Annotated in this window: 20 protein-coding genes, 1 tRNA gene and 2 pseudogenes; 15 read left to right on the top strand and 8 right to left on the bottom strand. The window is 73.6% G+C overall.

Translation table 11 applies throughout. From position 1 onward, the window contains the following. Nucleotides 1–337 precede the first annotated feature (337 nt). A pseudogene (locus ACWD4A_RS25040) lies at nucleotides 338–442 on the bottom strand (carboxymuconolactone decarboxylase family protein); the annotation flags it as partial. A gap of 298 nt (nucleotides 443–740) precedes the next feature. Here ACWD4A_RS25040 and ACWD4A_RS25035 point away from each other — a divergent pair. Together ACWD4A_RS25035 and ACWD4A_RS25030 are read left to right on the top strand one after the other, a co-directional pair. Beyond that, a pseudogene (locus tag ACWD4A_RS25035) lies at nucleotides 741–1,392 on the top strand (alpha-ketoglutarate-dependent dioxygenase AlkB family protein). Between the two features lie 244 nt (nucleotides 1,393–1,636). Continuing rightward, nucleotides 1,637–2,809, top strand: coding sequence for an MBL fold metallo-hydrolase (locus ACWD4A_RS25030; protein WP_451197338.1), 1,173 nt, complete (start codon nucleotides 1,637–1,639; stop codon nucleotides 2,807–2,809). Between the two features lie 60 nt (nucleotides 2,810–2,869). Here ACWD4A_RS25030 and ACWD4A_RS25025 read toward each other — a convergent pair whose 3' ends face one another. Beyond that, on the bottom strand, nucleotides 2,870–6,103 hold the full coding sequence (locus ACWD4A_RS25025; protein ID WP_451197336.1) for an amidohydrolase family protein: 3,234 nt from the start codon (nucleotides 6,101–6,103) through the stop codon (nucleotides 2,870–2,872). A 291-nt stretch (nucleotides 6,104–6,394) separates the two neighbouring features. On the opposite strand from ACWD4A_RS25025, the gene ACWD4A_RS25020 reads away from it, so the two are divergent. Then, a tRNA-Pro gene (locus ACWD4A_RS25020) sits at nucleotides 6,395–6,471 on the top strand. Between the two features lie 635 nt (nucleotides 6,472–7,106). On the opposite strand, the gene ACWD4A_RS25015 is transcribed toward ACWD4A_RS25020, so the two are convergent. Beyond that, entirely contained in the window at nucleotides 7,107–8,003 is an 897-nt protein-coding gene (locus tag ACWD4A_RS25015; protein ID WP_451197334.1) for a LysR family transcriptional regulator, read from the bottom strand. A gap of 142 nt (nucleotides 8,004–8,145) precedes the next feature. Between ACWD4A_RS25015 and ACWD4A_RS25010 the strand changes: the two genes are divergently transcribed. From ACWD4A_RS25010 to ACWD4A_RS25000, 3 genes are all read left to right on the top strand, one after another. Next, complete coding sequence (locus ACWD4A_RS25010) at nucleotides 8,146–8,883, top strand: acetoacetate decarboxylase (protein ID WP_451197333.1); 738 nt, start codon at nucleotides 8,146–8,148, stop codon at nucleotides 8,881–8,883. Nucleotides 8,884–8,951: 68 nt separating this feature from the next. Beyond that, nucleotides 8,952–9,986: a 3-hydroxyacyl-CoA dehydrogenase family protein gene (locus tag ACWD4A_RS25005; RefSeq protein WP_451197332.1), complete on the top strand. Its 1,035-nt coding sequence runs from the start codon at nucleotides 8,952–8,954 to the stop codon at nucleotides 9,984–9,986. A 49-nt stretch (nucleotides 9,987–10,035) separates the two neighbouring features. Beyond that, complete coding sequence (locus ACWD4A_RS25000) at nucleotides 10,036–11,523, top strand: CoA transferase (protein ID WP_451197330.1); 1,488 nt, start codon at nucleotides 10,036–10,038, stop codon at nucleotides 11,521–11,523. A 107-nt stretch (nucleotides 11,524–11,630) separates the two neighbouring features. On the opposite strand, the gene ACWD4A_RS24995 is transcribed toward ACWD4A_RS25000, so the two are convergent. Then, nucleotides 11,631–12,266, bottom strand: coding sequence for a disulfide bond formation protein B (locus ACWD4A_RS24995; RefSeq protein ID WP_451197329.1), 636 nt, complete (start codon nucleotides 12,264–12,266; stop codon nucleotides 11,631–11,633). A gap of 33 nt (nucleotides 12,267–12,299) precedes the next feature. Next, nucleotides 12,300–12,461, bottom strand: a complete 162-nt coding sequence (locus tag ACWD4A_RS24990) for a hypothetical protein (RefSeq protein WP_451197327.1) — start codon at nucleotides 12,459–12,461, stop codon at nucleotides 12,300–12,302. Between the two features lie 295 nt (nucleotides 12,462–12,756). Between ACWD4A_RS24990 and ACWD4A_RS24985 the strand changes: the two genes are divergently transcribed. Further along, on the top strand, nucleotides 12,757–13,392 hold the full coding sequence (locus ACWD4A_RS24985; RefSeq protein ID WP_451197325.1) for an Lrp/AsnC family transcriptional regulator: 636 nt from the start codon (nucleotides 12,757–12,759) through the stop codon (nucleotides 13,390–13,392). A gap of 198 nt (nucleotides 13,393–13,590) precedes the next feature. Further along, nucleotides 13,591–14,622 (top strand): zinc-binding alcohol dehydrogenase family protein, encoded by a 1,032-nt coding sequence (locus ACWD4A_RS24980; protein WP_451197324.1) that lies wholly within the window; start codon nucleotides 13,591–13,593, stop codon nucleotides 14,620–14,622. A gap of 42 nt (nucleotides 14,623–14,664) precedes the next feature. Here ACWD4A_RS24980 and ACWD4A_RS24975 read toward each other — a convergent pair whose 3' ends face one another. Both ACWD4A_RS24975 and ACWD4A_RS24970 read right to left on the bottom strand, forming a co-directional pair. Then, the gene (locus tag ACWD4A_RS24975) at nucleotides 14,665–16,002 is read right to left on the bottom strand and encodes a PP2C family protein-serine/threonine phosphatase (RefSeq protein ID WP_451197323.1); all 1,338 of its coding nucleotides are present in this window, start codon (nucleotides 16,000–16,002) and stop codon (nucleotides 14,665–14,667) included. Between the two features lie 103 nt (nucleotides 16,003–16,105). Next, complete coding sequence (locus ACWD4A_RS24970; protein ID WP_451197322.1) at nucleotides 16,106–17,260, bottom strand: glycosyltransferase; 1,155 nt, start codon at nucleotides 17,258–17,260, stop codon at nucleotides 16,106–16,108. Between the two features lie 306 nt (nucleotides 17,261–17,566). On the opposite strand from ACWD4A_RS24970, the gene ACWD4A_RS24965 reads away from it, so the two are divergent. The 3 genes from ACWD4A_RS24965 to ACWD4A_RS24955 all read left to right on the top strand — a co-directional run bounded on the left by ACWD4A_RS24965 (nucleotide 17,567) and on the right by ACWD4A_RS24955 (nucleotide 19,294). Next, a complete protein-coding gene (locus ACWD4A_RS24965; RefSeq protein ID WP_451197320.1) occupies nucleotides 17,567–18,166 on the top strand; it encodes a TetR/AcrR family transcriptional regulator in 600 nt (199 codons plus the stop codon). 104 nt (nucleotides 18,167–18,270) lie between these two features. After that, the gene (locus tag ACWD4A_RS24960; RefSeq protein WP_451197319.1) at nucleotides 18,271–18,726 is read left to right on the top strand and encodes a MoaF-related domain-containing protein; all 456 of its coding nucleotides are present in this window, start codon (nucleotides 18,271–18,273) and stop codon (nucleotides 18,724–18,726) included. 73 nt (nucleotides 18,727–18,799) lie between these two features. Continuing rightward, on the top strand, nucleotides 18,800–19,294 hold the full coding sequence (locus ACWD4A_RS24955; protein WP_451197318.1) for a MarR family winged helix-turn-helix transcriptional regulator: 495 nt from the start codon (nucleotides 18,800–18,802) through the stop codon (nucleotides 19,292–19,294). Nucleotides 19,295–19,375: 81 nt separating this feature from the next. On the opposite strand, the gene ACWD4A_RS24950 is transcribed toward ACWD4A_RS24955, so the two are convergent. Next, entirely contained in the window at nucleotides 19,376–19,921 is a 546-nt protein-coding gene (locus tag ACWD4A_RS24950) for a GlcG/HbpS family heme-binding protein (RefSeq protein WP_451197316.1), read from the bottom strand. A gap of 157 nt (nucleotides 19,922–20,078) precedes the next feature. Between ACWD4A_RS24950 and ACWD4A_RS24945 the strand changes: the two genes are divergently transcribed. From ACWD4A_RS24945 to ACWD4A_RS24930, 4 genes are all read left to right on the top strand, one after another. Further along, nucleotides 20,079–21,332 (top strand): sensor histidine kinase, encoded by a 1,254-nt coding sequence (locus ACWD4A_RS24945; protein ID WP_451197314.1) that lies wholly within the window; start codon nucleotides 20,079–20,081, stop codon nucleotides 21,330–21,332. Continuing rightward, nucleotides 21,329–21,958 carry a response regulator gene (locus tag ACWD4A_RS24940; protein WP_451197312.1) on the top strand — a complete coding sequence of 210 codons (630 nt, stop codon included), beginning with the start codon at nucleotides 21,329–21,331 and terminating at the stop codon, nucleotides 21,956–21,958. Before ACWD4A_RS24945 ends, ACWD4A_RS24940 begins: the two co-directional genes overlap by 4 nt. Nucleotides 21,959–22,075: 117 nt before the next feature. Beyond that, nucleotides 22,076–25,096 carry a BTAD domain-containing putative transcriptional regulator gene (locus ACWD4A_RS24935; RefSeq protein WP_451197311.1) on the top strand — a complete coding sequence of 1,007 codons (3,021 nt, stop codon included), beginning with the start codon at nucleotides 22,076–22,078 and terminating at the stop codon, nucleotides 25,094–25,096. Between the two features lie 76 nt (nucleotides 25,097–25,172). Beyond that, on the top strand, nucleotides 25,173–26,138 hold the full coding sequence (locus ACWD4A_RS24930; protein WP_451197309.1) for an L-tyrosine/L-tryptophan isonitrile synthase family protein: 966 nt from the start codon (nucleotides 25,173–25,175) through the stop codon (nucleotides 26,136–26,138). The last annotated feature ends 31 nt before the right edge of the window (nucleotides 26,139–26,169 follow it).

Raw genomic sequence — 26,169 nt, 5'->3', positions numbered from 1 at the left:
CACCGTGCGCTCGCCGCAGCGCGAGCAGAAGCGGTGCAGGCGCTGCCAGTTCTCCAGGGCGACCGCGTGCACCATCAGCCCGGCGTCGCGCGGCGCGGGGCGGGATGTCGCAGCTGTCCTTGAAGCCCTGACTGGTCAGCCCGAGCGCCGCGTTGGTGCGCGAGCGCAGGTTCTCCACCGCGACCATCGAGGTCAGCTCGACGAGCCCGGCGTCGCCGAGCCGCTCCCGCAGCCGCTCCACCAGCTCGTCCGTGACGGTCGGCGGGGCGGCGGACATCGCCTCGGCGTACTCCATGACGTCCCGCTCCAGCGGGGTGTAGACCGCGCTCTCGCGCCAGCGCGGCAGGTCGTGCAGCTTCTCGGGCGCCATGCCGTGCCGGTGGCTCTCCCAGTAGCCGAAGTCCATGCACCACGAGCAGCCGATGACCGCCGCCGAGGCCATCACCGCGAGCTCCTTCAGCCGCGGGTCGAGGGCCTTCCAGCGCTTGACGGACAGCTCCAGACGGCTGGTGGTCATGAGCACCCGGCGGTTGTGGGCGGCGGCCATGACCGGTTCGAGGGCCTTGCCGTAGGCACGCTCGCAGTACCGGCGCACGGCGCGGACGAGCAGGGTGGGCCTGGGGTCGAGGGGGATGCGGGCCATGTCGGGTGCCTCCGTGGTGTGTGCGGGTGACGCTTCCGCCCGTACGACGGAACGGCTCCCCCGATCCGTGACATGTCCCGGCGATTACGCTGGCGGCATGGGTGACGAACTGTTTCCGCGGGAACGGGCCGTCGTCGCTCCCGGCGCTGTGCACGTGCCCGGCTGGCTCGACGCCGCCGCGCAGGCGGAACTGCTCGCGGCCTGCCGCGGACTGGGCCCGGCCCCCCGCGGGACTGCGGACCGTGCGCATGCCCGGCGGCGGCGAGATGTCTGTACGCACCGTCTGCCTCGGCTGGCACTGGTTCCCCTACGGCTACGCACGCACCGTCGTGGACGGCGACGGTGCCCCCGTCAAACCGTTCCCGCCCCGGCTGGACGCCCTCGCCCGCGCGGCCGTGACCGAGGCGTACGGCGCGGAACCCGTCGGTCTGCCCCCGTACGACACCGCCCTCGTGAACTTCTACGGCGCCGACGCCAGGATGGGCATGCACCAGGACCGCGACGAGAGGTCCGACGCCCCGGTCGTCTCGCTCAGCCTCGGCGACAGCTGCGTCTTCCGGTTCGGCACCGCCAGTGGCCGCGGCCGGCCCTGGACGGACGTCGAGCTGCGCAGTGGCGACCTGTTCGTCTTCGGCGGACCCGCGCGCCCGGCCTTCCACGGCGTTCCCCGGACACACCCGGGCACCGCGCCGCCCGCGCTCGGGCTGTCCGGACGGCTGAACCTCACCCTCCGGGTCAGCGGGCTCTGAGCCCGCGCGGCATGCCCACGTAAATTCACGTGCGCGCCGGGGCGCGACCCTGCACAGTGGGCGGACGGGGCGGTTTCCGCTGCCGCCGTCCGGACCGTCGACACGGGGGTGGGTCCGGGCGGCGGCACGGGGAGTTCGCGCGGGCGCGGCCCTGCCGTAGGGAGGGGGCCAACCGCGCGCCGGTGCGGTGGGGCAGATAATGGCATGACCTGCCCGATCCGCCAGATCCGTCCTGGAGGCGCCCGTGACCGGCTCCCGCCCGAAAAGCTCACCGCTCGACGCCCTGCGCCCGGCCGCGTTCGGGGCGGACCCCTCGGGGGAGCGGATGGAACGCATCAGGCGGTCGCCGAACTTCGTGGGCGGCGTGTTCACCAACCCCGTGGCGGCCGACCGGACCCCGTCCGGCTCCATGCTGAAGTTCCTGCCCACCTACTTCCGCAAGGAGGAGCGGGCCCGCCGCACCCCGGCCGGTACGGTGCCGGTCCACCCCACGACCATCGCCGACCTGGCGGTGCCCGCCGCCTCCGGGCTGCGGCTGACGTGGATGGGCCACTCCAGCGTGCTCGCGGAGATCGACGGCCACCGGGTGCTGTTCGACCCGGTGTGGTCGGAGCGCTGTTCGCCGTTCGCGTTCGCGGGCCCGAAGCGGCTGCACCCGGTGCCGGTGCCGCTGGCCGAGGTCGGCCCGGTGGACGTCGTGGTGATCTCCCACGACCACTACGACCACCTGGACATGGCGACGGTCGGAGCACTGGCCCGTACGGGCACCCGTTTCGCCGTACCGCTGGGCGTCGGCGCCCACCTCGAGCACTGGGGCATCGAGGCGGAGCGGATCACCGAGCTCGACTGGCACGAGTCCACCACCGTCGGTGAGCTCACGCTCACCGCCACCCCCGCCCGTCACTTCTGCGGCCGGGCGCTGCGCAACACCCAGCACACCCTGTGGGCCTCCTGGGTGGTCGCCGGGCCCGAGCACCGCGTCTTCCACAGCGGTGACACCGGTTACTTCCCGGGCTTCATGGATATCGGCGCCCAGTACGGTCCGTTCGATGCCACGATGGTGCAGATCGGTGCGTACAGCGAATTCTGGCCCGATATTCATATGACGCCCGAGGAGGGCATGCGGGCCCATGTCGACCTGCAGGGCGAGGCCGCCCGGGGAATCATGCTGCCGATCCACTGGGGCACTTTCAACCTCGCCCCGCACTCCTGGGAGGAGCCCGTCGAGGGCACGGTCGCCGCGGCCGGCCGGTACGGCGCGAAGGCCGTCACGCCCCGCCCCGGGCAGCCCTTCGAGCCGGTGACGGGGCTGCCGTTCGACCCGTGGTGGCGGGCGATCGCGCTCCGCCCGGCCACCGGCCACCCCGAACCGGCGCGCGAGCTGCCGAGCGCCGAAGAGGTCACCGTGCGGGCGTAGCGAGGCGGTCGCCCCGCGCGCCCCCGAGCCGGGACGCGCGGGGCGATGGCCCGACGGCCGTCAGAAGTGCGGCAGTTCCATGTCGCAGCAGGTGTCGCGGCGCAGCTGCCGCCCGACCTCCAGCCACTCGTCGTGCGACCGCTCCGCGTACCCCTTCGGATCGCCCGCACCGCCGAAGGCGCCGACCAGCTCCGCCTGCTCGTACGGCACCCCGCCGCGCAGCACCGACACCGTCCGCACGAGCGTGCCGAAGTCCGTGAACGGGTCGCCGTCCACGACCGTCACGTCGGCGAGCTTCCCGGGCTCCAGCGTGCCCAGGTCCCGCTCCGCGCCGAACGCCCGCGCGGGCAGGACCGTCGCCGTCCGCAGCGCCTCCGCCGCCGTCAGGCCGTAGCGGTGCAGGGCCCGCAGCCCCAGGTGCAGGGAGAGCCCGACGGGCACCAGCGGGGCGTCCGTACCGAGGGCGACGATGCCGCCGCCGGACAGGACGGCGCGGTAGACGCCGATCTCCCGTTCCAGCGTGGACAGTTGGGCCTCGGTCGGGGCCTCCCCGGCCGTCCGGCGCACGACCGCCGCGTCCCACGGCGGCATCAGCCGCGTCACCCGGGGGTCCTCCGCCAGGGCGGGGGTCTCGCCCAGCAGCGGGACCGACGTGAAGATCGTGGCGATCATATGGAAGTCCGCGCGGGTGTAGATCTCCACCAGATCCTGGTACGAACGCCCCGTCGCCGTCGTGGCGTGCCCGAACTCCAGCCGCTGCGTGGCCTGGAGATGGGTCGTCAGATCCTGCCCGAGCTGTACGCCGGGCGAGCAGAGGTGACCGCCCGCCCGTACCCCGAGCCGCTCGTGCGCGTACCGCGCGGCCTCCTCCATCACCCAACCGGGCGCGCGCACATACGTCTTGACGAAGTCCCAGTCGAGCGCGGCACCCCGCTCCAGCGATCTGCGCAGGCCCTCGCGGGTCCGGTGCGCGCGGCCCATGCTGTACGCGACCCGCGCCCCGTCCAGCAGTTCGCCGGTGGCCAGCAGCCGGGGCCCGGCCAGCGCCCCCGCCGCGACGGCCTCGCGGATCCTCGCCTGCTCGTAGGCGAACCCGCCCAGCGAGACCGCCGTGGTGATCCCGTACGCCAGCTGCAGCGCGGTCTGGCGTCCGCCGTAGGTGTACTGCCAGGGGTGCGTGTGCGCGTCCCACAGTCCGGGGATCACCGTGCGCCCGGACGCGTCGACGGTCCGCAGGGCCGCCCGCCGGGCCCGGTGCGGCTCCACGGCGGCGATCCGGCCGTCGCGCACCACGAGGTCGACGTCCTCCCGCACGGTCCCGCCCGTGCCGTCCCAGAACCGCCCGGCGCGCACGACGGTGTCCGCCGGGGTCGGCCTCCGGTAGTCGAGCGCGACCGGGACCGTACGGGCCGACCCGTCCGCCGTGTCCAGGAGCCGCAGCCGCCCCGCCGAGAGATAGAGGAGCCGGCGGGAGTCGGCGGACCAGGACGGGTGGTCGGCCGCCTCGTCCGTCAGCCGGCGCGGCTCGCCGTCGGGCGTGCCGTCGGCCCGTACGGGCAGCAGCCACAGCGCCGACTCGGAGATCACCGCCATGTGACGGCCGTCGGGCGACCAGACGGGCCCGGAGTCGTAGCGGTCGGCGATCGAGGCGTGCGGGGCGATCGCGTGCAGACGGGCGCCGCCGTCGGTGGTGTCGACGACCCGGACGAGGTTGTAGCCCTCGCGGAACCGCTGGTTGAGCCGGTTGCGGTCGCAGAACGCGATGTAGCGGCCGTCGGGCGACCAGCTCGGTCTGCCGGGCAGGCCGCCCGCGCCCAGCGGGGCCGCGAGCACCCGCTCCGTGCCGGTGGCGAGATCACGGACCCGAAGATTGCCCGACATGTCCAGACATGCGAGCTTCGTTCCATCCGGTGACAGCGCCGGATGGACGCGGCCGCCGTCGGCCAGCACGGTTTCCTCGCCGGAGGCGAGGTCTCGGCGGCGCACGGCGAGCAGCCCGTCGCGGTCGTCGGCGTAGACCAGCCCCCGCCCGTCGCGCGTCCAGACCGGACCGAGCAGATAGTGCGAGGGATCGGCCGCGACGACCTTGCGGGGCCGCCCGCCGGAGACGTCGGCGACCCACAGGGCGTTGAGCGCGGCGAACGCCACCTGCCGGGCGTCGGGCGACAGCGCGGGCAGGTGCACGGCACGCACCCGGTGGACGCCGCCGATCTCGACGTCGTACCGCTTGACGCGGTAGCGCGGCCGGTCGAGCGGCAGCTTCGCGGCGAAGGGAACGACCACGGCCCGGTCGTCCGCGCGTCCGGGCCGGATGATCCGGAACTGGCCGCTCACCGTGAGCAGCAGCTCGTCCCGCGACACCCAGCGCGGCGGCACGGGCTCCACGTCACCCTCGACCGCCACGGCCGCACCGTCCACCACCAGCGTGCACGAGGCGGCGGGCGCCGCCGTCGTCCGGAGATAGGCCAGCCGGCCGCCCGGCGAGACGGCGGGCGTCATCACCTGCGCCGCGGCCGTCTCCGTGTGCTCCCCCCGCACCGGCCCCGTGCCGTCGGCCGCCACGGACGCGACCGTCCGCGCCTCCAGCCCGCCCGCCGCGACCCGCCCGCGGACGAACAGCAGCCGCTTCCCGTCCGGCGACCACACCGGGTCGAAGTCCTCCCACGCACCGTCCTGCAGCGGCCCGTCCTGGCCGGTCAGCCCCGTGATCCGGGTGAGCGCCCGGGTCCGTACGTCCACCACCCACACGCGGTACGGACTCCCCGCCACCGGATCGCCGCCCCGCTCGGAGGCGAACGCGATCCGCGTGCCGTCCGGCGACCACGCGGGCCCGCGGTCGTCCCACGGCCCGTCCGTGAGCTGCCGCAGCCCGGAACCGTCCGGCCGCAGCGTCCAGAGGTGGAACCCGCCGCCCCGGTACGCGCACACCGCGACCGCCCTGCCGTCGGGGGAGTGGACGGGACGCGTCGGCTCCAGATCGGCCGGAGTGATCGCCACGGCGTCCCCGCCCGCGCGGGGAACCGACCACAGGACGTTCTGCACCTCCGCGATCAGCCGGTCACCGGCCGGGGAGAGCGACGCGGAACCATTGGTGGCCGCGGTGAAGGAGAGAGACGCGAGAGATGTAAGAGACGCATGGGGCTCGACCGCCGTCGCCACGTCCGCCACGTCGACAGGGAGGGCGACGCCGACCCCTGCCACGGCGGCGGTGCCCGCCGCGGCCTGGAGAAACCTGCGACGGGAGAGAGACGAGAGGACGAAGGGAGACGTGCCGGCCGGACCAGAGGTGTCCAACTTTCCTCCTGCTACAGGGGAATTGTGTGGTGCACGAGCTGGAATCGAGACGGCTCGATGGTTGCATGGCGTACGGGCCGCGGGTCAACACCGCGACGGACGGGACGGGCCGCGTACGGGCCGCGTACAGGCCGCATGCGGGCCCCGCCGCCCCGTGGATCAACGGACACCTCGATCAGGGCCGGGGCCGCCCCCTGGCCCCCGGAGAAAGGCGTGCGCGATCACCCGCTGATGTGCGGTATTGTTCTCGTGCGCGGTCGGCAAGGGGAAAAGCCCGAGCCGGGCAAGCACCGGGACGTGGCGCAGTTTGGTAGCGCACTTGACTGGGGGTCAAGGGGTCGTGGGTTCAAATCCCGCCGTCCCGACCAGCGATTTTCGCAGGTCGGAGGCCGTTCTCGCATGATGCGGGGGCGGCCTTTCTGATGTTGTGTCGGCTTGCGGTCGCGAAGTGGCCGCAAGCGCTCAGGGCCTTCGCGTCGCCGAGGGCGGCCTCTGCCCTGTTCGGTGACGCATGGCCCCGTGGCCAGTCAAGATCATGCCCTTCCGGGCGGGCGGCGAAGGAGATACCGGCGATCGGGTCGGGGGATGCCGGGTGAGCCGCAGGGGCGTGGCGTCGCGGTAGCCGGGCGTCATGATGGCGGGCAGTGTCAAGATCCGTGTGGGCGGCCATGCTTCCGCCGCGATGTTCGGCGCGCGGACGTCGGCGCCGGCCCTGCGCGCGCCGGAGGAGTTCCCCTGGCCGGAGCCGGTGCGAACAGCCGAAGCCCTCGCGCCCGGATATGTGCTGTACTGCGGGCGTGACGGCCTCGGCGCGTGCCCCGGATGCGGTGGACGTGGTCGGCTGCCCGGCCCGCGGACGACCGTCTGTCGGAAGTGTCGCAGGCGGCGCGTCTGCCCGACCTGCGGGGGCAGGGGTCAGCGGGCCGTCTCCCCGCCGTAGCCGCCCCGGATCGCTCTCCGGGCCAGGGGGTCTGGAACGGACGGATCGGCCCAACGGCGACTCTCAGCCAGGTATGTGACGGGTAATCAGTTCGAGTAGTCGCTGGACGGCGGCGTCCGCGTCCGGGCGGAGGACGGCGGTGACATGGGTGTCCAGGTTGGGCGATGTGCCTCGGAGCGGGACGAAGGTGACTCCGGGGAGGGCGAATTCGCTCAGTTCCTCGGGGAGGGCGCTGACGCACAGGCCGGAGGCCACGTAGCTGAACAGGCCGGTGAGGTCGTCGGCGCTGGCCCGGGGCCGGGGGGTGAAGCCCACTTCGTGGCAGGCGAGTTGGAGCTGCTGCGCGAGCGATGGCAGTGCCGTGGCGTCGGGCAGGACGAAGTCCTCCTCGCGCAGGTCCGCCAGCCCGATCGCCTCCTCGCCGGCCAGCCGGTGGTCGGTGGGGAGCGCGGCGGCGAGGCGTTCGACGGCGACGTCCCGGGTGACCAGGTCGGCCGGTACGGGTGCGGGGTCGCGCAGGAACCCCAGGTCGAGGGCGCCGGAGGCGACCATTTCCGCGACGGAGGCCGAGGAGTCCTGGCGCAGCTTGATCCGCAGGCCGGGCATCTCCCGGGCGGCCGCGCGCAGCAGTCGGGGCAGGTAGCGGTGGCTGAGGATGCTGACGTACCCCACCCGCACATCGCCCTCCAGTCCGTGTGCGACGCGCCGCGCGCGTTCGAGAGCGGCGTCCTGGAGGTTGAGCATCCGCCGTGCGTCCGTGGCGAAGACCGCGCCCGCGGGGGTCGGGCGCACACCGCGCGGCCCGCGCTCCAGGAGGGGCGCGCCGATGCCCCGCTCCAGGCGCTGGATGGCCTGGCTGAGGGGTGGCTGGCTCATCGAGAGACGTTCCGCGGCCCGGCCGAAGTGCTGCTCGTCGACCACGGCCAGGAATTGTTCGAGGAGGCGCCTGGTCAGTTCCATATGGTCAACCATATCTCGATCTACGAAAACATATATTGGACAGACATCCCGCCCGGGGCGTTCACTCGGTCGTGGGAGCTCCGGCCGACGAGTCCGGCGCTCCTTCCCCTCCCGAGAATCCCGGTCCTCCTGGAGTCCTCCGATGCGTTCGCAAGACGTCGCGCGCCTGTTCACCACCCCGGTGAACGCGCCTGCCTACGCCCCCACCCGGTACCGGTTCACCGACCGCGAGTACCTCAACATCACCTATCGCACCGATCCCGAGGCCCTGCGCCGGATCGTCCCCGAGCCGCTGACCGTCACCGAGCCGCTGGTCCGCTTCGAGGTCATCCGGATGCCGGACGTGACGGGCCTGGGCGACTACACCGAGGCCGGCCAGCTCATCTCCGTCGAACACGACGGTGAGCACGGTGAGTTCAACCTGGCGATGTACGTCGACAGCGTGCCCGCGATCAGCAGCGGCCGTGAACTGAGCGCGTACCCGAAGAAGTTCGGCTCCCCCGTGCTCCGCGTCGACTCCGACACGCTGGTCGGCACCCTCGACTACGGCTCGCTGCGGGTGGCCACCGCCACCATGGGCTACAAGCACGACCCGATGGACCCGGACGAGGCCCGCGCGGAGATCCGTACGCCCACGTTCATGGTCAAGACCGCGCTCGGCTACGACGGCACGCCGCGCATCTGCGAGCTGGTGCGTACCCGGATCGACGACATCACGGTCAAGAGCGCGTTCCGCGGCCCGGCCCGGCTGCAGCTCTTCGCCCACGCGCTGGCGCCGCTCGCGGACCTGCCCGTCCTGGAGGTCGTCGGCGCGAGCCATATCGTCGCCGACCTCACCCTCAGCCCCGCCGAGGCGGTCCACGACTACCTCGCCGACTGAGGGCTCCCGGCACCGACATCGTCGGCATCGGTATCGGCATCACAGACATCAAGAGAAGCGTGAAGACCATGGACAACAGCACTGAACCGGCAGCCGTGGACGCCGTCCGCCTCCCGGGCGGGCGCCGGCGGGCCACGATCATCGGCGGCGGGGTGATCGGCATCTCCTGGGCCGGCCTGTTCCTCGCCCACGGTATGGACGTCGTCGTCAGCGACCCGCGCCCCGACGTGGAGAAGCTGGTCCTCGACGGCCTGGCGGAGATCGTCCCGGGCCTGGCCGGACTGGGGCTGCCCACCGAGGGCCTGACCGGCCGGCTGCGCTTCGAGGCCGACCTCGCCACCGCCGTCGCGGACGCCGACGTCGTCCAGGAGAACGGGCCCGAGCGCCTGGAGGTCAAGCAGGAGATCTGGCAGACCGTCGAGCGGGCCGCGCCCGCCCACGCGCTGCTGGCCACCTCCACCTCCGGCATCCCGGCCACCGCCATCGCGCAGGCGATGCGGCAGCCCGAGCGTCTGGTCGTCGGCCATCCCTTCAACCCGCCGCACCTGGTGCCGCTGGTGGAGATCGTGCCCGGAGAGCGGACCTCCCGGGCCGCCGTGGAGCAGGCCCGCGACTTCTACACGGCGCTGGGCAAGCGGCCGCAGGTCCTGCACAAGGAGATCCCCGGCTTCGTCGCCAACCGGCTGCAGTCCGCTCTCTTCCGGGAGGCCGTGCATCTGGTGGCCGAGGGAGTGGTGACCGAGCAGGAGCTCGACGACATCGTCACCGCCTCCATCGGTCTGCGCTGGGCCGTGGCGGGCCCCTTCCGCACCTTCCACCTCGGCGGCGGCCCCGGCGGCCTGCCGCACTTCATCGAGCACCTCGGCCGCGCCATGGAGGCCACGTGGCCGGGCCTGGGCAGCCCCGCCTTCGACGGGGCCACCGTCGCCCGGCTGACCGAGCAGGCCCGGCAGGCCTTCGGCGATGTGCCGGTCGGTGAGCTCGCGGCCCGCCGCGACCGCGCGCAGGTCGCCCTGATGCGCGTCCTCGGCGATGTCCCTGGCGATGTCCCCGGCGATGCCTGCGCCGATGTCCCCGGCGCACCTGCTCCCACCCGCGACTGACCTTCCCTCCACCGAACCTCACGCATCCGGGAAACGGAAACGACGCACCATGTCTCTCACCGACAGGATCACCCAGGCGATCGCCGCCCCCGCGACGGACGACGCGTTCGACGTCCATGCCGAAACGGCCGACGTCCTGGCCGGTATCGGGCTGAAGCCCGAGGACACCGGTGGCACGATCACGTACTACGGAGCCGACCCGGTGGTGCCCAGCACCCTGCGGCTCGGCGCCGCCTCCGGCATCGCCCTCGTCGCCAAGTCCGCCGCCATCGCCGCGCTGTGGCGGCAGCGCGGCGGCTCGGGCCAGGACATCGCGATGGACCTGCGGGTGGGCCCGCACCGGCTCTGCCCCTTCTACGACCAGAAGTGGGAGCTGCTCAACGGCTATCCCGCCGGCACTCCGTCCATCCCCAACATGGCCTATGCCAACGCGTTCTACCGGACGGCCGACGACCGCTGGATGATGCCGTTCAACATCTACCCCAACATCAAGCAGGCCGCGCAGAAGCTGCTGGGCGCACCGGAGGTACCCGAGGCGGTCGCCGCCGCTATCGCCAAGTGGGACGCCCGCGAGCTGGAGCGGGCCGGGGCCGAGGCCGGCGCGGTGATGCCCATGGTCCGTACGCCGAGCGAGATTCTGACGGAGCGTCAATACACCGACCACCTCGCGCACATGCCGCTGGTGGAGATCACGCGCGTCGGCGACAGCGTGCCCGAGCCGCTGCCCGAGGGTGCGGCGGCGCCGCTGGACGGGGTGCGGGCGCTGGGCATGGGCCACATCATCGCGGGCGCCGGCGCGGGCCGGGCGCTGGCCCTGCACGGGGCCGACGTGCTCAACCTGTGGCGGCCGAACGAGCTGGAGCACGACGTCACGTACCGGACGGCCAACGTCGGTGTCCGCTCGGCGACGGTGAGCCCGTACACCCCCGAGGGCCTGGCCCGCATCCATGAACTCCAGGCGGGGGCCGACGTCTTCTTCGCCAACCGCCGCCCCGGCTTCCTGGAGTCCGTCGGGCTGTCGGAGGACGAGGCGATCGCCCGGCGGCCGGGCCTGGTGTACGCGACCGTCTCGCTGAACGGGAGGAGCGGCCCCTGGGCCGACTACCTCGGCTTCGACCAGACCGCGGGCGCGCTGACCGGGCTGCTGCACCTGGAGGGCGACGGCGACAGGCCGGCTCTGCCGCCGATCACGGTGGTCAACGACTACCTGGTCTCGTGGTTCATGACCGCCGGCATCGTGGAGGCCCTGCGCCGCCGCGCCGTCGACGGCGGCAGCTACCGCGTCCACGTCTCCCTGTCCCGGGTCGCCCTGTGGATCCTGAGCATGGGCGTCTTCGACAAGGCGTACGCCACCGCGATCGCCGGTACCGGTGAGGAGCACGCCTACCCCGCCCCGGAGACCTTCACCGCGCAGACCCCGCTCGGCCATTACCAGGGCGTCACCGACCAGGTGCGGATGTCGGAGACCCCGGGTGCGTACCGGCAGATCCTCCTCCCGCGCGGCGCCTGCCGCCCGGAGTGGCTGCCCCGCGGCTGACCGCCGGCCACCTTCCCCGGCCCGCCCGGCCGGATCGGCACCACGGACCGATCCGGCCGGGCCCGCTCTGTCCGCGGGCCCGACCCTATGGAGCGATTCAGGGTTCCTCAGAGGCCGAGGTCGGTGAAGAACCGGTAGCCGGTGGGGTCACCGGGCATCTGCCAGTGGAAGCCCTGCTCGAAGAAGCAGGCGACGAGGTTGGTGGCGGCGAAGGCCGCGATCAGGACCAGGGTGACGGTGGCGGCCTTGCGCAGGAGAGGGGAGGCCCCGGCGGCGTCCAGGGGCTCGGCCTGCGGGGTGAGGAACAGGGCGGCCCCAGCGGCGAGGGCGGCGCCGAGGAAGGCGATCAGGGCCCAGGTGTACAGGTGCAGCCCGAACAGGGCGCCGGCGTAGCCGGGGTCCGGGGGCACGATGTGCATCAGAACCTGGGCGGCGGAGACGGTGGACCCGGTCAGGGCGGCCATGATGGCCCAGCCCCAGCCGGAGGCCCACTCCTTCGTGGTCACCTCGCCCTTGCGGGAGCGGGCGATGATCCATGCTGGGCCCAGCGCGCTGAGCAGGAAGAACATCCGCTGCAGCAGGCACAGCGGGCAGGGGTACTCCCACAGCCCGAACTGGAAGAAGTACGCACCGGCAAGGGTGCCGCACATGCCGATGACGTAGGCATGGGCGAACCAGAGGCCCAGGCGGTTGGGGAGCCGGGCCGAAGTGCCGGTGGCGGGGGTCGGGGTGATGGTGCTCATGGTGAGGTCTCCTCCTCCGGAAAACTCGGTGGCTCAGAGGGCGAGGCGGAAGGTGTGGTCGATGACGTGGGGGAGGAACGCGAGCGCTGTGACGACAAGGGTTCCTGCCCACAACAGCATCCGTGACCGGTCCGACCAGTCGCGTAGCACCGCCAGGACGCATATGGCGATCAGGAGGAAGAGAAGGGTGTACATGGTGTCCCTGCATCGTTGGAAGGTCTCGGCTTCACCTTCCGCCGGGGCGCCGGGTGCGGCTAGTGGCTATGAGTCGATGGACCCATAGAACGCCTTTATGCCCTGCACGCGGGGCGCGTTCCAGATCACGACCACCCGGCGGCGCTGCCCGGTGGAACGGCCCCCGCTCGGGCCCCTTCACACGTCGGTCCGGGCGACCGGGGAGAGGAGCTCCAGCAGTGGGCCGTGAAGGGTGGGGGAGGCCGCGAGGAAGCTGTCGGAGGCGGGGGTCCAGGGTGGTGAGGAGATCAGCGCGGTGGTCGTGCCGAGCCCCGGGGACCGGGACCGGCTGCTCTACCGGCAGCTCCCGGCGACGCAAGCGGTCACCGCCAGCACCGTGCACGCCGTGCTGCACGTGTACGCGGACGCCGCGCACTGGCGGGCCGGGTGGCTCGACGAAGCGCAGGTGGACGCCTTGGCCCCGGTACATGTGACAAACTGTCAACAATCCTCAGCAGTTGATGAGTTGGATCGGTCGCTGCTCGCCGCACTCGACCGCGACGCGCGTGCCTCGCACGCCGCGCTCGCCGCGACGGTGGGCGCACCCGAGAGCACCGTCCGGCGCCGGATGGGACGGCTGGTGGAGTGCGGCGCCCTGCGTACCCATGTCACCGTCGATCCACGGCTGTTGGGCCTGGCCGTGGACGCCAACCTGTGGCTGGACGTGCCGCCCGCGCGGCTGGCGGAAGCAGGGCGGGTCCTGGCCGCGCACCCGCAGGTGCACGGAGTGCTGGCCACCAGCGGACCGTCGAACCTCCTCGTGGCGCTGTTCTGCGCGGATCTCGGCGGGCTGTACCGCTTCACGACCGAGGTGCTCGCCCCGCTCGGCATCTCCCGGGCGGAGACGACCGTGGTGGGGCGGGCGGTCAAACGGGCGGGGAGCCGGCTCTGACGCGATGCCGCGTCAGAGGGCGGGAGCGGGGCGGCCGGGTCGTCCGTTCGGCCCAGTGCTGTTCGCGCGTGCCCCCGGTCGCTCCCGCGCGGCGGTCGTATCTCTGGCAAGGGTCGCCGCGGCGGCGCACCATGAGACGGGTGGCCGAACGCGAGGAGGGCCCGGTGGTGGCCGGTGTCCGGTGGAAGGGGCCCGGAGATGCCGAGTGGAGCGGATGACGGCCCGACCACCCTGGCCTGGGTGGTCGATCACACCGCGCCCGCCGCGGAGCGTCCGCTGCGCTGCGTGGAACGCGCCCTCGACCCGCCGGGGCCGACCGGGCTGCTGATCGAGGTGCGTGCCTGCGGGGTGTGCCGCACCGACCTGCACCTCGCCGAGGGCGACCTGGCACCCCGCGTCCCGCGCTGCACCCCGGGCCACGAAGTCGTCGGCCGGGTGCTCTCGGCGGGGCCCGAGGCCGAAGGGTTCGCCGAGGGCGACCGGGTCGGCATCGCGTGGCTGGCGGGCACCTGCGGCACGTGCCGTTCCTGCCGGGCGGGCCGGGAGAACCTCTGCCCGAACTCCCGTTACACCGGATGGGACGTCCACGGGGGCTACGCCCAGCACGCCGTGGCCGACGCCCGCTACGTCTACCACCTGCCCGAAGGCCCGCCCGACGAGGAACTGGCACCCCTGCTGTGCGCCGGGATCATCGGCTACCGGGCCCTCGCCCGCGCCGCGCTGCCGCCCGGCGGCCGGCTCGGCATCTACGGCTTCGGCGCCTCCGCCCACCTGACCGCCCAGCTGGCGATCGGCCGCGGCGCCACCGTCCACGTACTGACCCGCGCCGAGCAGTCGCGCCGCCTGGCCCTCGACCTCGGGGCCGCCTCCGCGTCCGGGGCGTACGACACGCCTCCCGAGCCCCTCGACGCGGCGATCCTCTTCGCGCCGGTCGGCGACCTCGTCCCCGTCGCCCTCGCCGCGCTCGACCGCGGCGGCACGCTGTCCGTGGCCGGCATCCACCTCACGGACATCCCGGCCCTGAACTACCAGCGGCACCTCTTCCAGGAGCGCGCGCTGCGCAGTGTCACCGCCAACACCCGTGCCGACGGCCGTGCTTATCTCGCCGAGGTGGCCCAGCGCCCGCCCGTCGTACACGTCCAGCGCTATCCGATGAGCCGCGCCGACGACGCGCTCGCCGACCTGGCCGCGGACCGGGTCACGGGAGCCGCGGTGCTCGTGACGGAGTGAGCGGGGTGAACAGGGCGGCAGGGACAGTCCTGTGACGGAGGGTCATGTACTGCCTGGCGCGCGCAGGGCCAGGATGGCCATGTCGTCGTGGCCGTCGCCGGGACGGGCCTCCGCGACGGCCCGGCCCAGCGCGTCGAGCGGCTCCCCGGCATGGGCCGCCGCGACCTTCGCGACCGTGCGCAGTCCCTCGTCGAGATCGCGGCCCGGGTGCTCGACCAGGCCGTCGGTGAACATCAGGACGGTGGCACCCGGGGGCAGCACATGCCGGTGGTCGTTCCGGGCGAGCCCGGTGTCGACCCCGACCGGCAGGTCCGGCTCGGCGTCGAGGGCGTACGCGTCGCCGTCCGCGGTCACCACCAGCGGCGGAGGGTGGCCGGCGCTGCTCCACACCAGTGACCACCCGCCGTCGCAGGGGATGATGCGGGCCAGGCACACGGTGGCCATCGTGGGCTCTGTGACGGCGGCCAGGGTGCGGTCGAGGCGGGCCAGCAGCTCGCTGGGCAGCGCGTCGGAGTCGTAGGCCAGGGCGCGCAGCATGTTGCGGATCTGGGCCATGGTGGCGGCGGCCCGGACGTCGTGCCCGAGGACGTCGCCGACGATCATCACGCGGGTGCCGTCGGGCAGGACCAGGGCGTCGTACCAGTCGCCGCCCAGCAGCGCCGGGTCCGCCGCGGGCTGGTACACGGCCCAGGACTCGAACGGGGCGAGGTCGGGCAGGCTCGGCAGCAGCAGCCGCTGGAACTGCTCGGCACCGGCGCGGACCTGGCCGTACAGGCGGGCGTTCTCGATGGCGACGCCCGCCGCGCCGGCCAGCGCCACCACCACGGCCTCGTCGTCGGCGTCGAACGAGCCGCCGTCCTCGCGGTCGGTGAGGTACAGGTTGCCGTAGACCTTCCCGCGCAGGGTGATGGCGACCCCGAGCAGCGAACGCATCGGAGGGTGACCCGGCGGGAACCCCGTGGCCTGCGGGTGCGCGGCGATCGCGTCGACGCGCAGCGGCCGCGGGTCGCTGATGAGCAGGCCCAGGAGCCCGCGTCCGTGGGGGAACGCCACTCCCGCCAGCCGCTCCGTCTCCTCGTCGCTCAGCCCGACGGGGATGAACTCGGCGAGCTCGGTGCCCTCCTCGTCCAGCACGCCGAGGGCGCCGTAGCGGGCGCGGACCAGCTCCATGGCGGTGGTCACGATGCGGTGCAGCACCACGGGGAGTTCGAGTTCCCCGCTGATGGTGAGTATCGCCCCCAGGAGACCGCGCATCCTCTCCTGCGTGCGGGCGAATTCGGCCAGTTGGTCACCGAGCCGGTCGAGATCCGCGTCCAGGGCCGGCCCATGGGCCGGGAGTCCGTGACGTGTGTGTTCGTCGTTCGCTTTGCTGGCTGCCACTGGTCAGAGACTAGTGACTCGATGGCCGGAGTGTGGTGGATCCACGAGGTAAGAATGTTCGGCGAGTACCGCATCCTTGTTCGGGCTTGACGCACCGTCCGGTTCAGCCGAGGCAGTCGCGGTAGACGGCCGCGTTCTCCTCGATCTCCCGGGACAGGTCGAACCGGGTCAGCACGGCCTGACGGGCCTGCTCGGCGATGGCCTTCCGGTCGGCGGCGAGCATGGTGAGAATCCCGTCGGCGACCGCCCGCGCGGAGCCGGTGACCGGTACCAGTACGGCTTCCACACCGTCCACGACCATCTCGGGCACCGCTCCCACAGCGGTGGCCACCACGGGCGTCCCCGCCAGCATGGCCTCCAGCACCGCGTTGGGGCAGCCCTCGTGCAGCGAGGGCAGGACGAAGACGTCCATGCCGCGCAGGTGCCGCAGGGCGTCCTCCCGGGGCAGCCACCCGGTGAGGACGGTGCGGTCGGCGATACCGGTGGCGGCGACCAGCTCCGGCAGCGCGGAGACGTCCTCGCGCATCTCCCCGGCCAGCACCAGACGGGCGTCCGGGTGCCGCTCCAGCACCGCGGGGAAGGCCTGGACCAGCAGGTGGACGGCCTTCTTGGCGCGCAACAGCCCGAGCGTGCCGACGACCGGCGCACCGGGGACGCGGACGGTGCCGGGCCGGTAGGCCGCGGGCGCGATGCTGTTGAGCACCACGGTGGTGCGCGGTCCGCAGCCGGTGAGGATGTCGGCCCTGCGCGCCGCCTCACCGCTCACCGCGATGATCCGGGTGGCGTGGGACAGCGCCCACTGGAGCCGCGGCAGCCGGCCGCGGTCGAAGACGTCGCCGTAGATGTCGTTGCCCCGGATGCCCACCACCGAGGGCACTCCGCAGTCGGCCGCGGCCCAGGCCGCGTGGTACCCGGCGGAACCGGCGTAGAAGCCGTGCAGCAGGGCGTACCGGCGACGGCGCGCCAGCGTCACCAGGGCCTGCTGGACCGCCAGTTCACCCTCGGGACCCGGCGGCGTCGCCCCGTCGGGAACCAGATCGAAGAAGCAGACCCCGTGATCCGTCCCGTGCGGCTGCTCGGGCAGGGGACCGGCGCCCGCCGGCGCCCTGTCGGCGGGGCGCAGGGCCACGACGTCCACGGCGAACCGGCCGTCGGCGTCCAGCCCGCGGGCCAGCCGCAGCACGCTCGTGCCGATGCCCCCGTTCTGCCCCGCCACACCACTCAGCACGAGGGCGACACGGGGCCGCGAGCCGGTCATGGGCGACTCCCGGAGGCATCGGGGAACGCCGTGCCGATGTCTTCAGGGCCTTCAGGGTTTTCCGGGCCTTCTGGGACTTCTGTGTTTTCCGGGTCTTCCGGCCGGACGGCTTCGCGGACCATGCCGCTCATTGTGACCACGCGGTCGCGGACCGTCCATGGCGCTTCCCGCCGCCGGGAGGCCGATGTGTACGTACGTACCGTGGCCATGCCGCCTGGTTCGGCCGTCGCGGAACCGTCCTCACCGGCGCCCGCCGGTACGCTCGTACTGTAACGAAGACCGATGCGACGGCCCGGAGGGCGGCTCATGACCAGTGCGGGTGCACCCAGGCGGCGGCGGGATCCGCAGCGGCGGATCGAGGAGATCGCCGCCGCCACCGAGCAGGTCATCGCCGAGCGCGGCATCGAGGGCCTGACCCACCGGGCCGTCGCGGAGCGGGCGGGGGTGCCGCTCGGGGCGACGACGTACCACTTCGCGACGAAGGACGACCTCATCCAGGCCGCGCTCACGCGCTGCGTCGACCGCTTCGCCGTCTACCTCGACGACTGGGTCGCCCAGCGCCCCGGCCTCACCGCCGAGCAGCTCACCGTGCTGCTCACCGACGCCCTCATGCGGTGCTTCGGGCCCGAACGCGACCAGCAGGTCATGGAGTTCGAGCTCTACCTGGCCGCCCTGCGCCGCCCGGCCCTGCGGCCGGTGGCCGACCGGTACATGGAGCTGAGCGCCGCCGCCCTCGCGCACTACACCGACCTCCTCACCGCCCGCGCCGCCGCCGTCGCCGCCAACGGGCTCACCCTGCGCGGCCTGGCCGCCAGCCGGTCGCCCACGCGCACGGAGGTCGAGGACGTCCTCCGCCGCATCCTCACCCCCAACCCCGCGCTCCCGGTGCCCGCCACGGAGTCCTGACCGGGGCGGCGCCGTCGCCAGGGCGCGGTCCGCCGATCGAGTTGACGCATCAACCACTGCTCCGTAGGGTCACGGTTGACACGTCAACCATGGGAGGTTCCCCAATGTCCCGAAAGAACCGCAAGACGGCCGTGCGCATCGGCGCCGGAGTGCTGCTGTCCGCCGCCGCGCTCGGAGTGAGCCCGGCGGCGGCGCAGGCCGCGCCGCACCGGATACCGGGCAAGGCCGCCGCGAGCCGGGCGAGCGAGCCGAGGTTCGCCGACCGCACCCTGGAGATCTCCTACGACAACGGCTTCCGGTTCCGGCTCGACTTCCAGGGCGACCGGACCGCCCACTGGAAGGTCCTCGCGGGCCAGGACCCCGCGGAGGGCACCGTCACGGTCGACCACCGCGAGGAGGCCCCCGGGGTCTACCGGCTGAAGTGGACCGAGGCCGACGGCACGACCGTCGAGCAGGTCCAGAACTGGCGCGACCGCACGGTCACGGCAGTCATCGAGTTCGACAACAACGGCACCAAGGAACGCCTCGACCTCAGGGGCACCTTCAAGACCGTGTGCTGAAGCCGTCATGGTTCCCGGTCCGGCCCCCGCATCACGCTGGAGGGCGGCTCGCCCGGTTCACTAGGGTGAACCCGTGAGCGAGACGAAATGGCTGGACCGGGACGAGACGCGGGCGTGGCGGGGATACATCGCCATGAGCGAGATGCTCGAGGCGCGCCTCGGACAGGACCTGCGCAAGGCCGGCCTGTCGAGCGCCGACTACACGGTCCTCGTACTGCTCTCCGAGGCGAAGGGCCGCCGCATGGGGCTGGGCGAACTGTGCGCCGAGGCCCAGTGGTCCAAGAGCCGGGTCTCCCACCAGATCCGTCGCATGCAGGAACGCGGACTGGTGGAACGGACGGACGACGCGGCCGATCCGCGCCGGGCCCACGCCGTACTGACCGACCGGGGCGCGGAGATCCTGCGCGCCGCGGCGCCCGCGCACGTGGACGCCGTCCGGCGCTACTTCCTGGACCACCTCACGCGCGAACAGCAGGAGTGCCTCGTCGACATCGCGCTCAGTGTCCTCCCGCACCTGAGCCCCGCACCGCTGCCCCCCGAACTCCGGAGCGGGAAGAGCGACCGCTGATCCCGCTCCGGCGACTCCGCGCGTGCGGTCCGTCCGCCGCTGCCTGTCCGGTTGCTTGTCCGGGTTCGGTTGCTTGTTCAGTTACTTGTTCAGGGCCGCGACGCCCGCCTGCGCGAACTTCTCGTCGAGGTCGCCGCTCGGGGCGCCGGCCACGCCGACGCCCGCGATCGGGGCGCCCTTCGCCTGGACCGGCGCACCGCCCGGGAGGAACAGGGTGCCCGGAATGTCCTTCAGGTTCGGGGTCTGGGAGAGGCGGCCCACCAGGACGGAGGTCGGCGCGTTCCAGGAGACGGCGGTGAACGCCTTCTTCTCGGCGGACCCGTACGACTGCGGGCCCGCACCGTCGCCGCGCAGCGTGACGACGGTGTTGCCGTCGCGGTCGACGACGGCGACCGAGACCTTCTGGCCCTCCTTCTCGGCGGCGTCGAGGCTCGCCTGCGCGGCCTTGGTGGCGGCGGCGATCGTCAGGTGCGTCGACCGGGCGAGGTTCCCGTCGGCGGCGTCGGCCTTGACCGTGCTCCTGGCCTCGGCCGGCGTGGCCGCGGCACCGGCGGTGGCGGCACCGGCGGCCGCGGCGACGGCGATGGCGGCGGCGGAGACGGTCAGGAACTTCTTGGTGGTGTTCATGGTTCGATCCTCGGGCCGGACCCGGGCCCCGGGCCTCGGCCCACCGGCTGCTCGCGCCGCGCGGGTCGGCCGACCCCCTTGTCGTCCGATCGGTTGATGCGGGGGTGGCCGAACCGGGTGAGGATGAGTACATATGCGCAGGTGAGGAGCGTTGGAGATGCGGCAAGGAGAGCCGGGGGAAAGGGCCCCCGGGGCAACGGTGGCACCCGGCCTCCACGACCCCGCCCCCGGCGCCGCGGTCCCCGGCGAGCGCCGGCTCGCGGTCGTCATGCACGCCGCGTTCTTCCTCCTGCTCGGGGCCTCGCTGGCCCGGTTCCTGATCCGGCACCCCGGCGAGCCCCGCACTCCCTGGATCATCGCGCTGTCCGCCGGGCTGGCCCTGCTGTACGTGCTCGGTCCGGCGCCGGGCGCACGCCGTACGCCGCGCACGCTCGGCTGGCTGGTCGCGGTGGTGGCCGTCTGGATGGTCCTGGTCGTGCTCGCGCCGAGCTTCGCGTGGTGCGCGGTGCCGCTGTTCTTCACGGGCCTGCGCACCCTGCCCCCGCGCGCGGCGCTCACCCTCGTCGCCGTCCTCACCGCCTTCGTGGTCGCCGCCCAGCTGAAGCTGTCGGCCCACGGCTTCGACCCCAACCTGGTCCTCGCGCCGCCCGCCGTCGCGGCCATCGCCGCCGCCGTCTTCGTCCATATGCAGCGCCAGGCCGACCGGCAGCGGCAGCTGATCGACGACCTGCTCCGCACCCGGCGCGAACTGGCCGCCACCGAGCGCCGCGAGGGCACCCTCGCCGAGCGGCAGCGGCTGTCGATGGAGATCCACGACAGCCTCGCCCAGGGCCTGTCCAGCCAGCGGATGCTGCTGCAGGCCGCCGACCGCGTGTGGGCGGCGGACCCGGAGGCCGCCCACCGCCACGTCCGCACCGCCGGGTCGATCGCCGAACGCAACCTGGCGGAGGCCCGCCGCTTCGTGCGCGACCTGGCACCCGCCGACCTCGCCGACGGCGGCGGCCTGGACGAGGCCCTGCGCACGCTGGCCGCCCGCGAGTCGGCGGAGTCCGGCACCCTCACCGTCCGCTGCCACGTCGACGGCACACCGCTCCGCCCGCTCCCCGACCGGGTCGGCTCCGCGCTGCTGCGCATCGCCCAGGGCGCGTTGGCGAACGTGCGCGAGCACGCCGGGGCCACGACGGCCGCACTCACCCTCAGCTACCTCGGCGACCAGGTGGTCCTCGACGTCGCGGACGACGGCCGCGGCTTCGACGCGGCGGCCGCCGCGCCCGCACCCGGCGCACGGGGCCACGGGCTGCCCGCGATGCACGCCCGGGTACGACAGCTCGGCGGCACCCTCACCGTCGAATCGGCACCCGGCGAAGGCACCGTCCTGTCCGCCGCGATCCCCCTGGAACCACTGCCATGACGCGAACCCCCGTCCGCATCCTGCTCTGCGACGACCACGCGGTCGTCCGCGCCGGACTGCTCGCCCTGCTCGGCAGCGAACCCGACATCGAAGTGGTGGGGGAGGCGGGCAGCGGCGAGGAGGCGGTGGCCGCCGCGGCGAAGCTCGCGCCGGACGTGGTGCTGATGGACCTTCAACTCGGCCCCGGCATCGACGGGGTGGAGGCCACCCGCCGTATCTCGGGCACCGGCGTCCACGTCCTCGTCCTCACCACGTACGACACGGACGCCGACATCACCCGCGCGATCGCCGCCGGCGCCACGGGGTACCTGCTGAAGGCGGAACGCCCCGAGGAGCTCTTCGCGGCGATCCGCTCCGCCGCCCAGGGCCGCACCACCCTGTCCCCGCCCGTCGCCAGCCGCGTCATGAGCCGTATGCGCGGCGCGGCCCGGCCCACCCTGACTACCCGCGAACTCGACATCCTCGGACAACTCGCCCACGGTCTCGGCAACCGCGAGATCGCCCGCGCGCTGTTCATCAGCCAGGCCACCGTGAAGACCCATCTGGGCCGGATCTACGACAAGTTGGGCGTCGACACGCGAGCGGGCGCGGTGGCCGTGGCGAAGGAACAGCGCCTGCTGCCCTGACCGGCCACGGCACCGCCCCCGCCGCGCACCGTAAGGTCAGGCCATCGGTGTTCGAAACAGCTACGGCAGTGCGCGCACGTGTTCCGTCGTGCGGTCGGGAGAAAGGCGGTCTCGCGGGTGGAGCGGGTGGAGCGGACGGGGCTTCCGCGCGTCGAGTTCAAGGTGCTGGGACCGCTGGAGGCCGTGGCCGACGGGCGGGTGCTGCCGCTCGGCGGGCCGAAGCAGCGGACGCTGCTGGCCGTGCTGCTGGTGAACGCCAACACCGCGGTGACCGCGGACCGGCTGTGCGACGCGATCTGGGGCGAGGCCCCGCCGGCCTCGGCGCAGGCCAACGTCCGCAGCTACGCGGCCGCGTTGCGCCGGGTGCTCGACCCCGACTCCGGCGGGGAGCGGCTGAGCCAGGGGCACGGCGGCTATCAACTGCGGGCGCTCCCCGACGAGGTGGACCTGCTCCGGTTCGAGAGGCTCGTCGCACGGGGCCGGGCCGCGCTCGCCGCGGGGGACCACCGGGTGGCCGTCTGTCACCTGCGGGAAGCGCTGGAGCTGTGGCGCGGCGACGCGTTCGACGGACTGGTGCAGCACGACGCCCTGCACATCGAGGCCGCCCGGCTCGAAGAGGCACGGCTCACCGCCTTCGAGGACTACGCCGACGCGCGCCTGGCACTCGGCGAACACCACGACATGGTGGGCCTGTTGCAGGCCCAGGTGGCCCGGCACCCGCTGCGCGAGTCGCTGTGGGCCAAGCTGATGATCGCGCAGTACCGCTCCCAGCGCCCCGGGGACGCGCTGGAGTCGTACACCCTCGCACGCGCCGCGCTGCGGGACGAGCTGGGTCTCGAACCGGGCGCCGGACTCCGCCGCCTGCACCGCGCGGTCCTGACGAGGGACACGCTGCTCGGCGCCGAACCCGCCCCCGTCCAGCCGGTACGGCCCGCACCCGCCTGGCAGCCGGTGCACCGACTCCCTTCCGACACCGTCGACTTCGTCGGCAGACACATGGTGATGCCGAGGGTCGCCGCACTGCTCGAACCCGCGGCCGCCACGGCACCGAACGGCGCCGGGGCACAGGCGGCGCCCGTCGTCGTCCTCGCCGGGCCGCCCGGCGTCGGCAAGACCGCCCTGGCCACCCGGCTCGCCCACCTGATGCGGCACACCTTCCCCGACGGCCGGCTGTTCCTGCGCCTCGACGGGGCCCGCGGCCCCGAGCGCGCACCCCGCGAGCTCCTCGCGGAACTGCTGCTGAGCATCGGCGTGTCCGTCTCGTCCCTCCCGGAGGCCACGGTGGACCGCGCCGCGACGCTCCGCTCGCTGCTGACCGGCCGCAAGGTGCTGGTGGTGCTCGACGACGCCCGGGACGAGGCCCAGATCCGCCCGCTGCTGCCCGGCATCCCCGGCTGCGCGGTCCTGGTCACCACCAGGGACCGGGCGGCCGGCCCGGCCGGGGCGCACCTGGTCGACGTGGCCCCGCTCGACGACAAGGAGGCGCGCGACCTGCTGGGACGCATCGTCGGCCCGCAGCGCCTCGCGCTCGAACCGGGGGCGGCCGAGCGGGTGCTGGACGGCTGTGCCGGTCTGCCGCTGGCCCTGCGGGTGACCGGGGCGCGGCTCGCGAGCCGCCCGGACCTGCGGGTCCGGTGCCTCGCCGACCGGCTCGCCGGCGAACAGGGCACCCGGGAACGGCAGTCCGGCACACAGGACACGACGGATGCCATGACGGACGCCACGCCGGATGCCACGACGGACGCCGTCCGCGCCTGCGTCGCCGCCGGTTACCGCGAGCTCGCCCCCGAGGCCGCCAAGGCCTTCCGGGCCATCGGCCTGCTCCCGTCGCTGGAGTTCCCCGGCTGGGAGCTGGCCGCCCTGCTCGACGCCCGCGACACCGACCGGCCGACCGACGCCCTGCTCGACGCGAACCTGGTGCAGGTCGTCCGCACCGACGACCAGGGGCGCCCCCGCTACCGCGTGCACGACGTGGTGCACGCCCACGCGGCCGAACGGGCCCGGGACGAGGAACCCCCGTCCTGGCGGCGGGCCGCCGTGGCCCGCGCCCTCGACGGCTGGCTCGCCCGGCTGCGCACGGCCCGCGACCAGCTCGTGCGCGGCGGCACCCCCGACGCCACCTGCGGCGGCATGGGCGACCCCGACGGCTGGCTGGAGGGCGAGCGGGCCGGACTGGTCACCGCCGTCGAGTTCGCCGCGAGCTCCGGCTACGGGGACCGGGCCGCCGAACTCGCCGCCGCCATGGAGGAGGTCTGCCACCTGCGGAACTGGTGGGACGAGTGGGAACGGGCCGCGCGGGCCGTGCTCCACCGCTCCAGAGCCGACGGGGACCAGGTCACCGCCGCCCTCGCCCAGGGCTCCCTCGCCCGTGCCTCCGCCGTGCGCGGCCGGGTCGACGACGCCGTGACCCGGTTCGGCGCGGCCGTCGAGCGGCTGGACGAGCTGGGCGAGTCCCGGCACGCCGCCTGGCTGCGGATCCACCGGAGCTTCGCGGTCGCCGACCGCGGCATGGCCCGACTCGCCCACGCCGACGCCGAGTCCGCCGCCGAGGTGCTGGGCGGGCTCGGTGACGCGCACGGCCGCGTCCTCGCCCTGCGCAGCCTCGGCTTCGCGCTCGTCTGCCAGGGCCGGGAGGCCGACGCCGTCGCCGTGCTGGAACCCGCGCTGGAAGCGGCGGAACGGCTCGGCAGACCGCTCGCCCTCGCCGACGTCCTCCAACTGCTCGCCTGGTCGGAGATCGGCCTGGGCCGGTTCGGCCGCGCCGCCCGCCACCTCCACCGCGCCCTCGCCGAATACCGCCTGCTGCGGCACCGCCCCGGCGAGGCGTACGCGCTGCTGGCGCTCGGCCGGATCCACGTCGAGCTCGGACCGGACCAGGCCCCGCGGGCGGTCGGCCCGCTCGACGAGGCCGCGGCGATCTTCACCGACATCGGTGAGCACCGCGGCGAGGCGCTCACCGCCTACTGGCTCGGCAAGACCCGCACCGCGCTCGGCGACCCCGCCCGGGGCACCGCCCACCACCAGGAGGCGATCGCCGCCTTCCGCAGGCTCGGCATGCCGTTCTGGCTCGCGTACGCGCAACGGGAACACGCGCAGCGGGAAGGGGCCGGCGCGGCGGCCGCGCACGACCCCGCATAGGGCCCGTGCACGGCTCTTGTGCGTTTCTCATGCGCGCGGGGTGAACGGTGGATGCCAGTCCACGAAGGGAGGCGCGGTGTCCGATCTCGCCGCACCCGATATCGAACTGGCCGCTGTGGAAGTGATCCGGGAGGTCCTGGTCCACCAGCGCAGACTGCGCGAGGGCGGTTGCGCCGGAAGGGTCTGCCTGCGGTGCCTCCGCCACCACCTGGACGCGGTGCGCGGCGCCATGGAAAGCGGACGGCGCATCGAGTTCGTCCTGCCCGCGTTCCCGGTGAAGTCCCCCAATCCGGCCAAGGTCAGCGGCCCCCTGCCCGACATGGCGGAGGAACTCGCGCTGCGCTTCCTCGACGAGCTGTGCGGGCGGATCGCCGAGGTCCACCCGCCGGGCGCGGTCATCACCATCTGCTCCGACGGACGGGTCTTCAACGACCTGCTCGGGGTGGGCGACGAGAACGTCACCGGCTACGCCCGCGCCCTCGACGCCATGATCACCCGGATCGGGGCCACCCACCTCGAACAGTTCGCCCTCGACGACGTCTACCGCGGCGCCGGGCACGAGGACATGCGCGCCATGCTCACCGCCGGGTACGCCCCGCCGCTCGACGAACTCCGCGCGGAGGTACGGGCGGGCGGCGCGCCGCTGGCCATGTACCGCGGCATCACCCGCTTCATGCTGGAGGACCTCTCCGGCCCGCACTGGACCGGCACCCGCTCCGCCCTCCAACGCAAGTGCCGCGACCTCGCCTACCGCGTCATCCAGCGCAGCCGGGCCTGGGGAAATCTGCTGGACGAGCTCTTCCCCGCGGCCGTACGCCTGTCGATCCACCCCCAGCCGTGCAGCACGGACAAGATCGGCATCCTGCTCGCGGACACCCCCGACGCCTGGCTGACGCCCTGGCACAGCGTCGCCGTCGAGACCGGCGGGCGCTTCACTCTCATGAAGCGCGCCGAAGCCTTGGCGGCTGGCGCCTTGCCTGTGTTCCGGGCGGGGCGTGTCACGCACTACGTGCTGGAGCGTGCGGTTCGGGCTCGCGCCTGAGTGCTGGGCGCCCAAGTGTCTGCCCGGAGAG

Source organism: Streptomyces sp. NPDC002537, assembly GCF_053594975.1.
This window is presented reverse-complemented; position numbering and strand designations above follow the sequence as displayed.

Bases quoted from the DNA above. Each gene is read 5' to 3' on its own strand.
- ACWD4A_RS25015 (WP_451197334.1), bottom strand. From the start codon at position 8,003: ATGGAACTGACCAGGCGCCTCCTCGAACAATTCCTGGCCGTGGTCGAC.
- ACWD4A_RS25010 (WP_451197333.1), top strand. From the start codon at position 8,146: ATGCGTTCGCAAGACGTCGCGCGCCTGTTCACCACCCCGGTGAACGCG.
- ACWD4A_RS25005 (WP_451197332.1), top strand. From the start codon at position 8,952: ATGGACAACAGCACTGAACCGGCAGCCGTGGACGCCGTCCGCCTCCCG.
- ACWD4A_RS25000 (WP_451197330.1), top strand. From the start codon at position 10,036: ATGTCTCTCACCGACAGGATCACCCAGGCGATCGCCGCCCCCGCGACG.
- ACWD4A_RS24995 (WP_451197329.1), bottom strand. From the start codon at position 12,266: ATGAGCACCATCACCCCGACCCCCGCCACCGGCACTTCGGCCCGGCTC.
- ACWD4A_RS24990 (WP_451197327.1), bottom strand. From the start codon at position 12,461: ATGTACACCCTTCTCTTCCTCCTGATCGCCATATGCGTCCTGGCGGTG.
- ACWD4A_RS24980 (WP_451197324.1), top strand. From the start codon at position 13,591: ATGCCGAGTGGAGCGGATGACGGCCCGACCACCCTGGCCTGGGTGGTC.
- ACWD4A_RS24970 (WP_451197322.1), bottom strand. From the start codon at position 17,260: ATGACCGGCTCGCGGCCCCGTGTCGCCCTCGTGCTGAGTGGTGTGGCG.
- ACWD4A_RS24965 (WP_451197320.1), top strand. From the start codon at position 17,567: ATGACCAGTGCGGGTGCACCCAGGCGGCGGCGGGATCCGCAGCGGCGG.
- ACWD4A_RS24960 (WP_451197319.1), top strand. From the start codon at position 18,271: ATGTCCCGAAAGAACCGCAAGACGGCCGTGCGCATCGGCGCCGGAGTG.
- ACWD4A_RS24950 (WP_451197316.1), bottom strand. From the start codon at position 19,921: ATGAACACCACCAAGAAGTTCCTGACCGTCTCCGCCGCCGCCATCGCC.
- ACWD4A_RS24945 (WP_451197314.1), top strand. From the start codon at position 20,079: ATGCGGCAAGGAGAGCCGGGGGAAAGGGCCCCCGGGGCAACGGTGGCA.
- ACWD4A_RS24940 (WP_451197312.1), top strand. From the start codon at position 21,329: ATGACGCGAACCCCCGTCCGCATCCTGCTCTGCGACGACCACGCGGTC.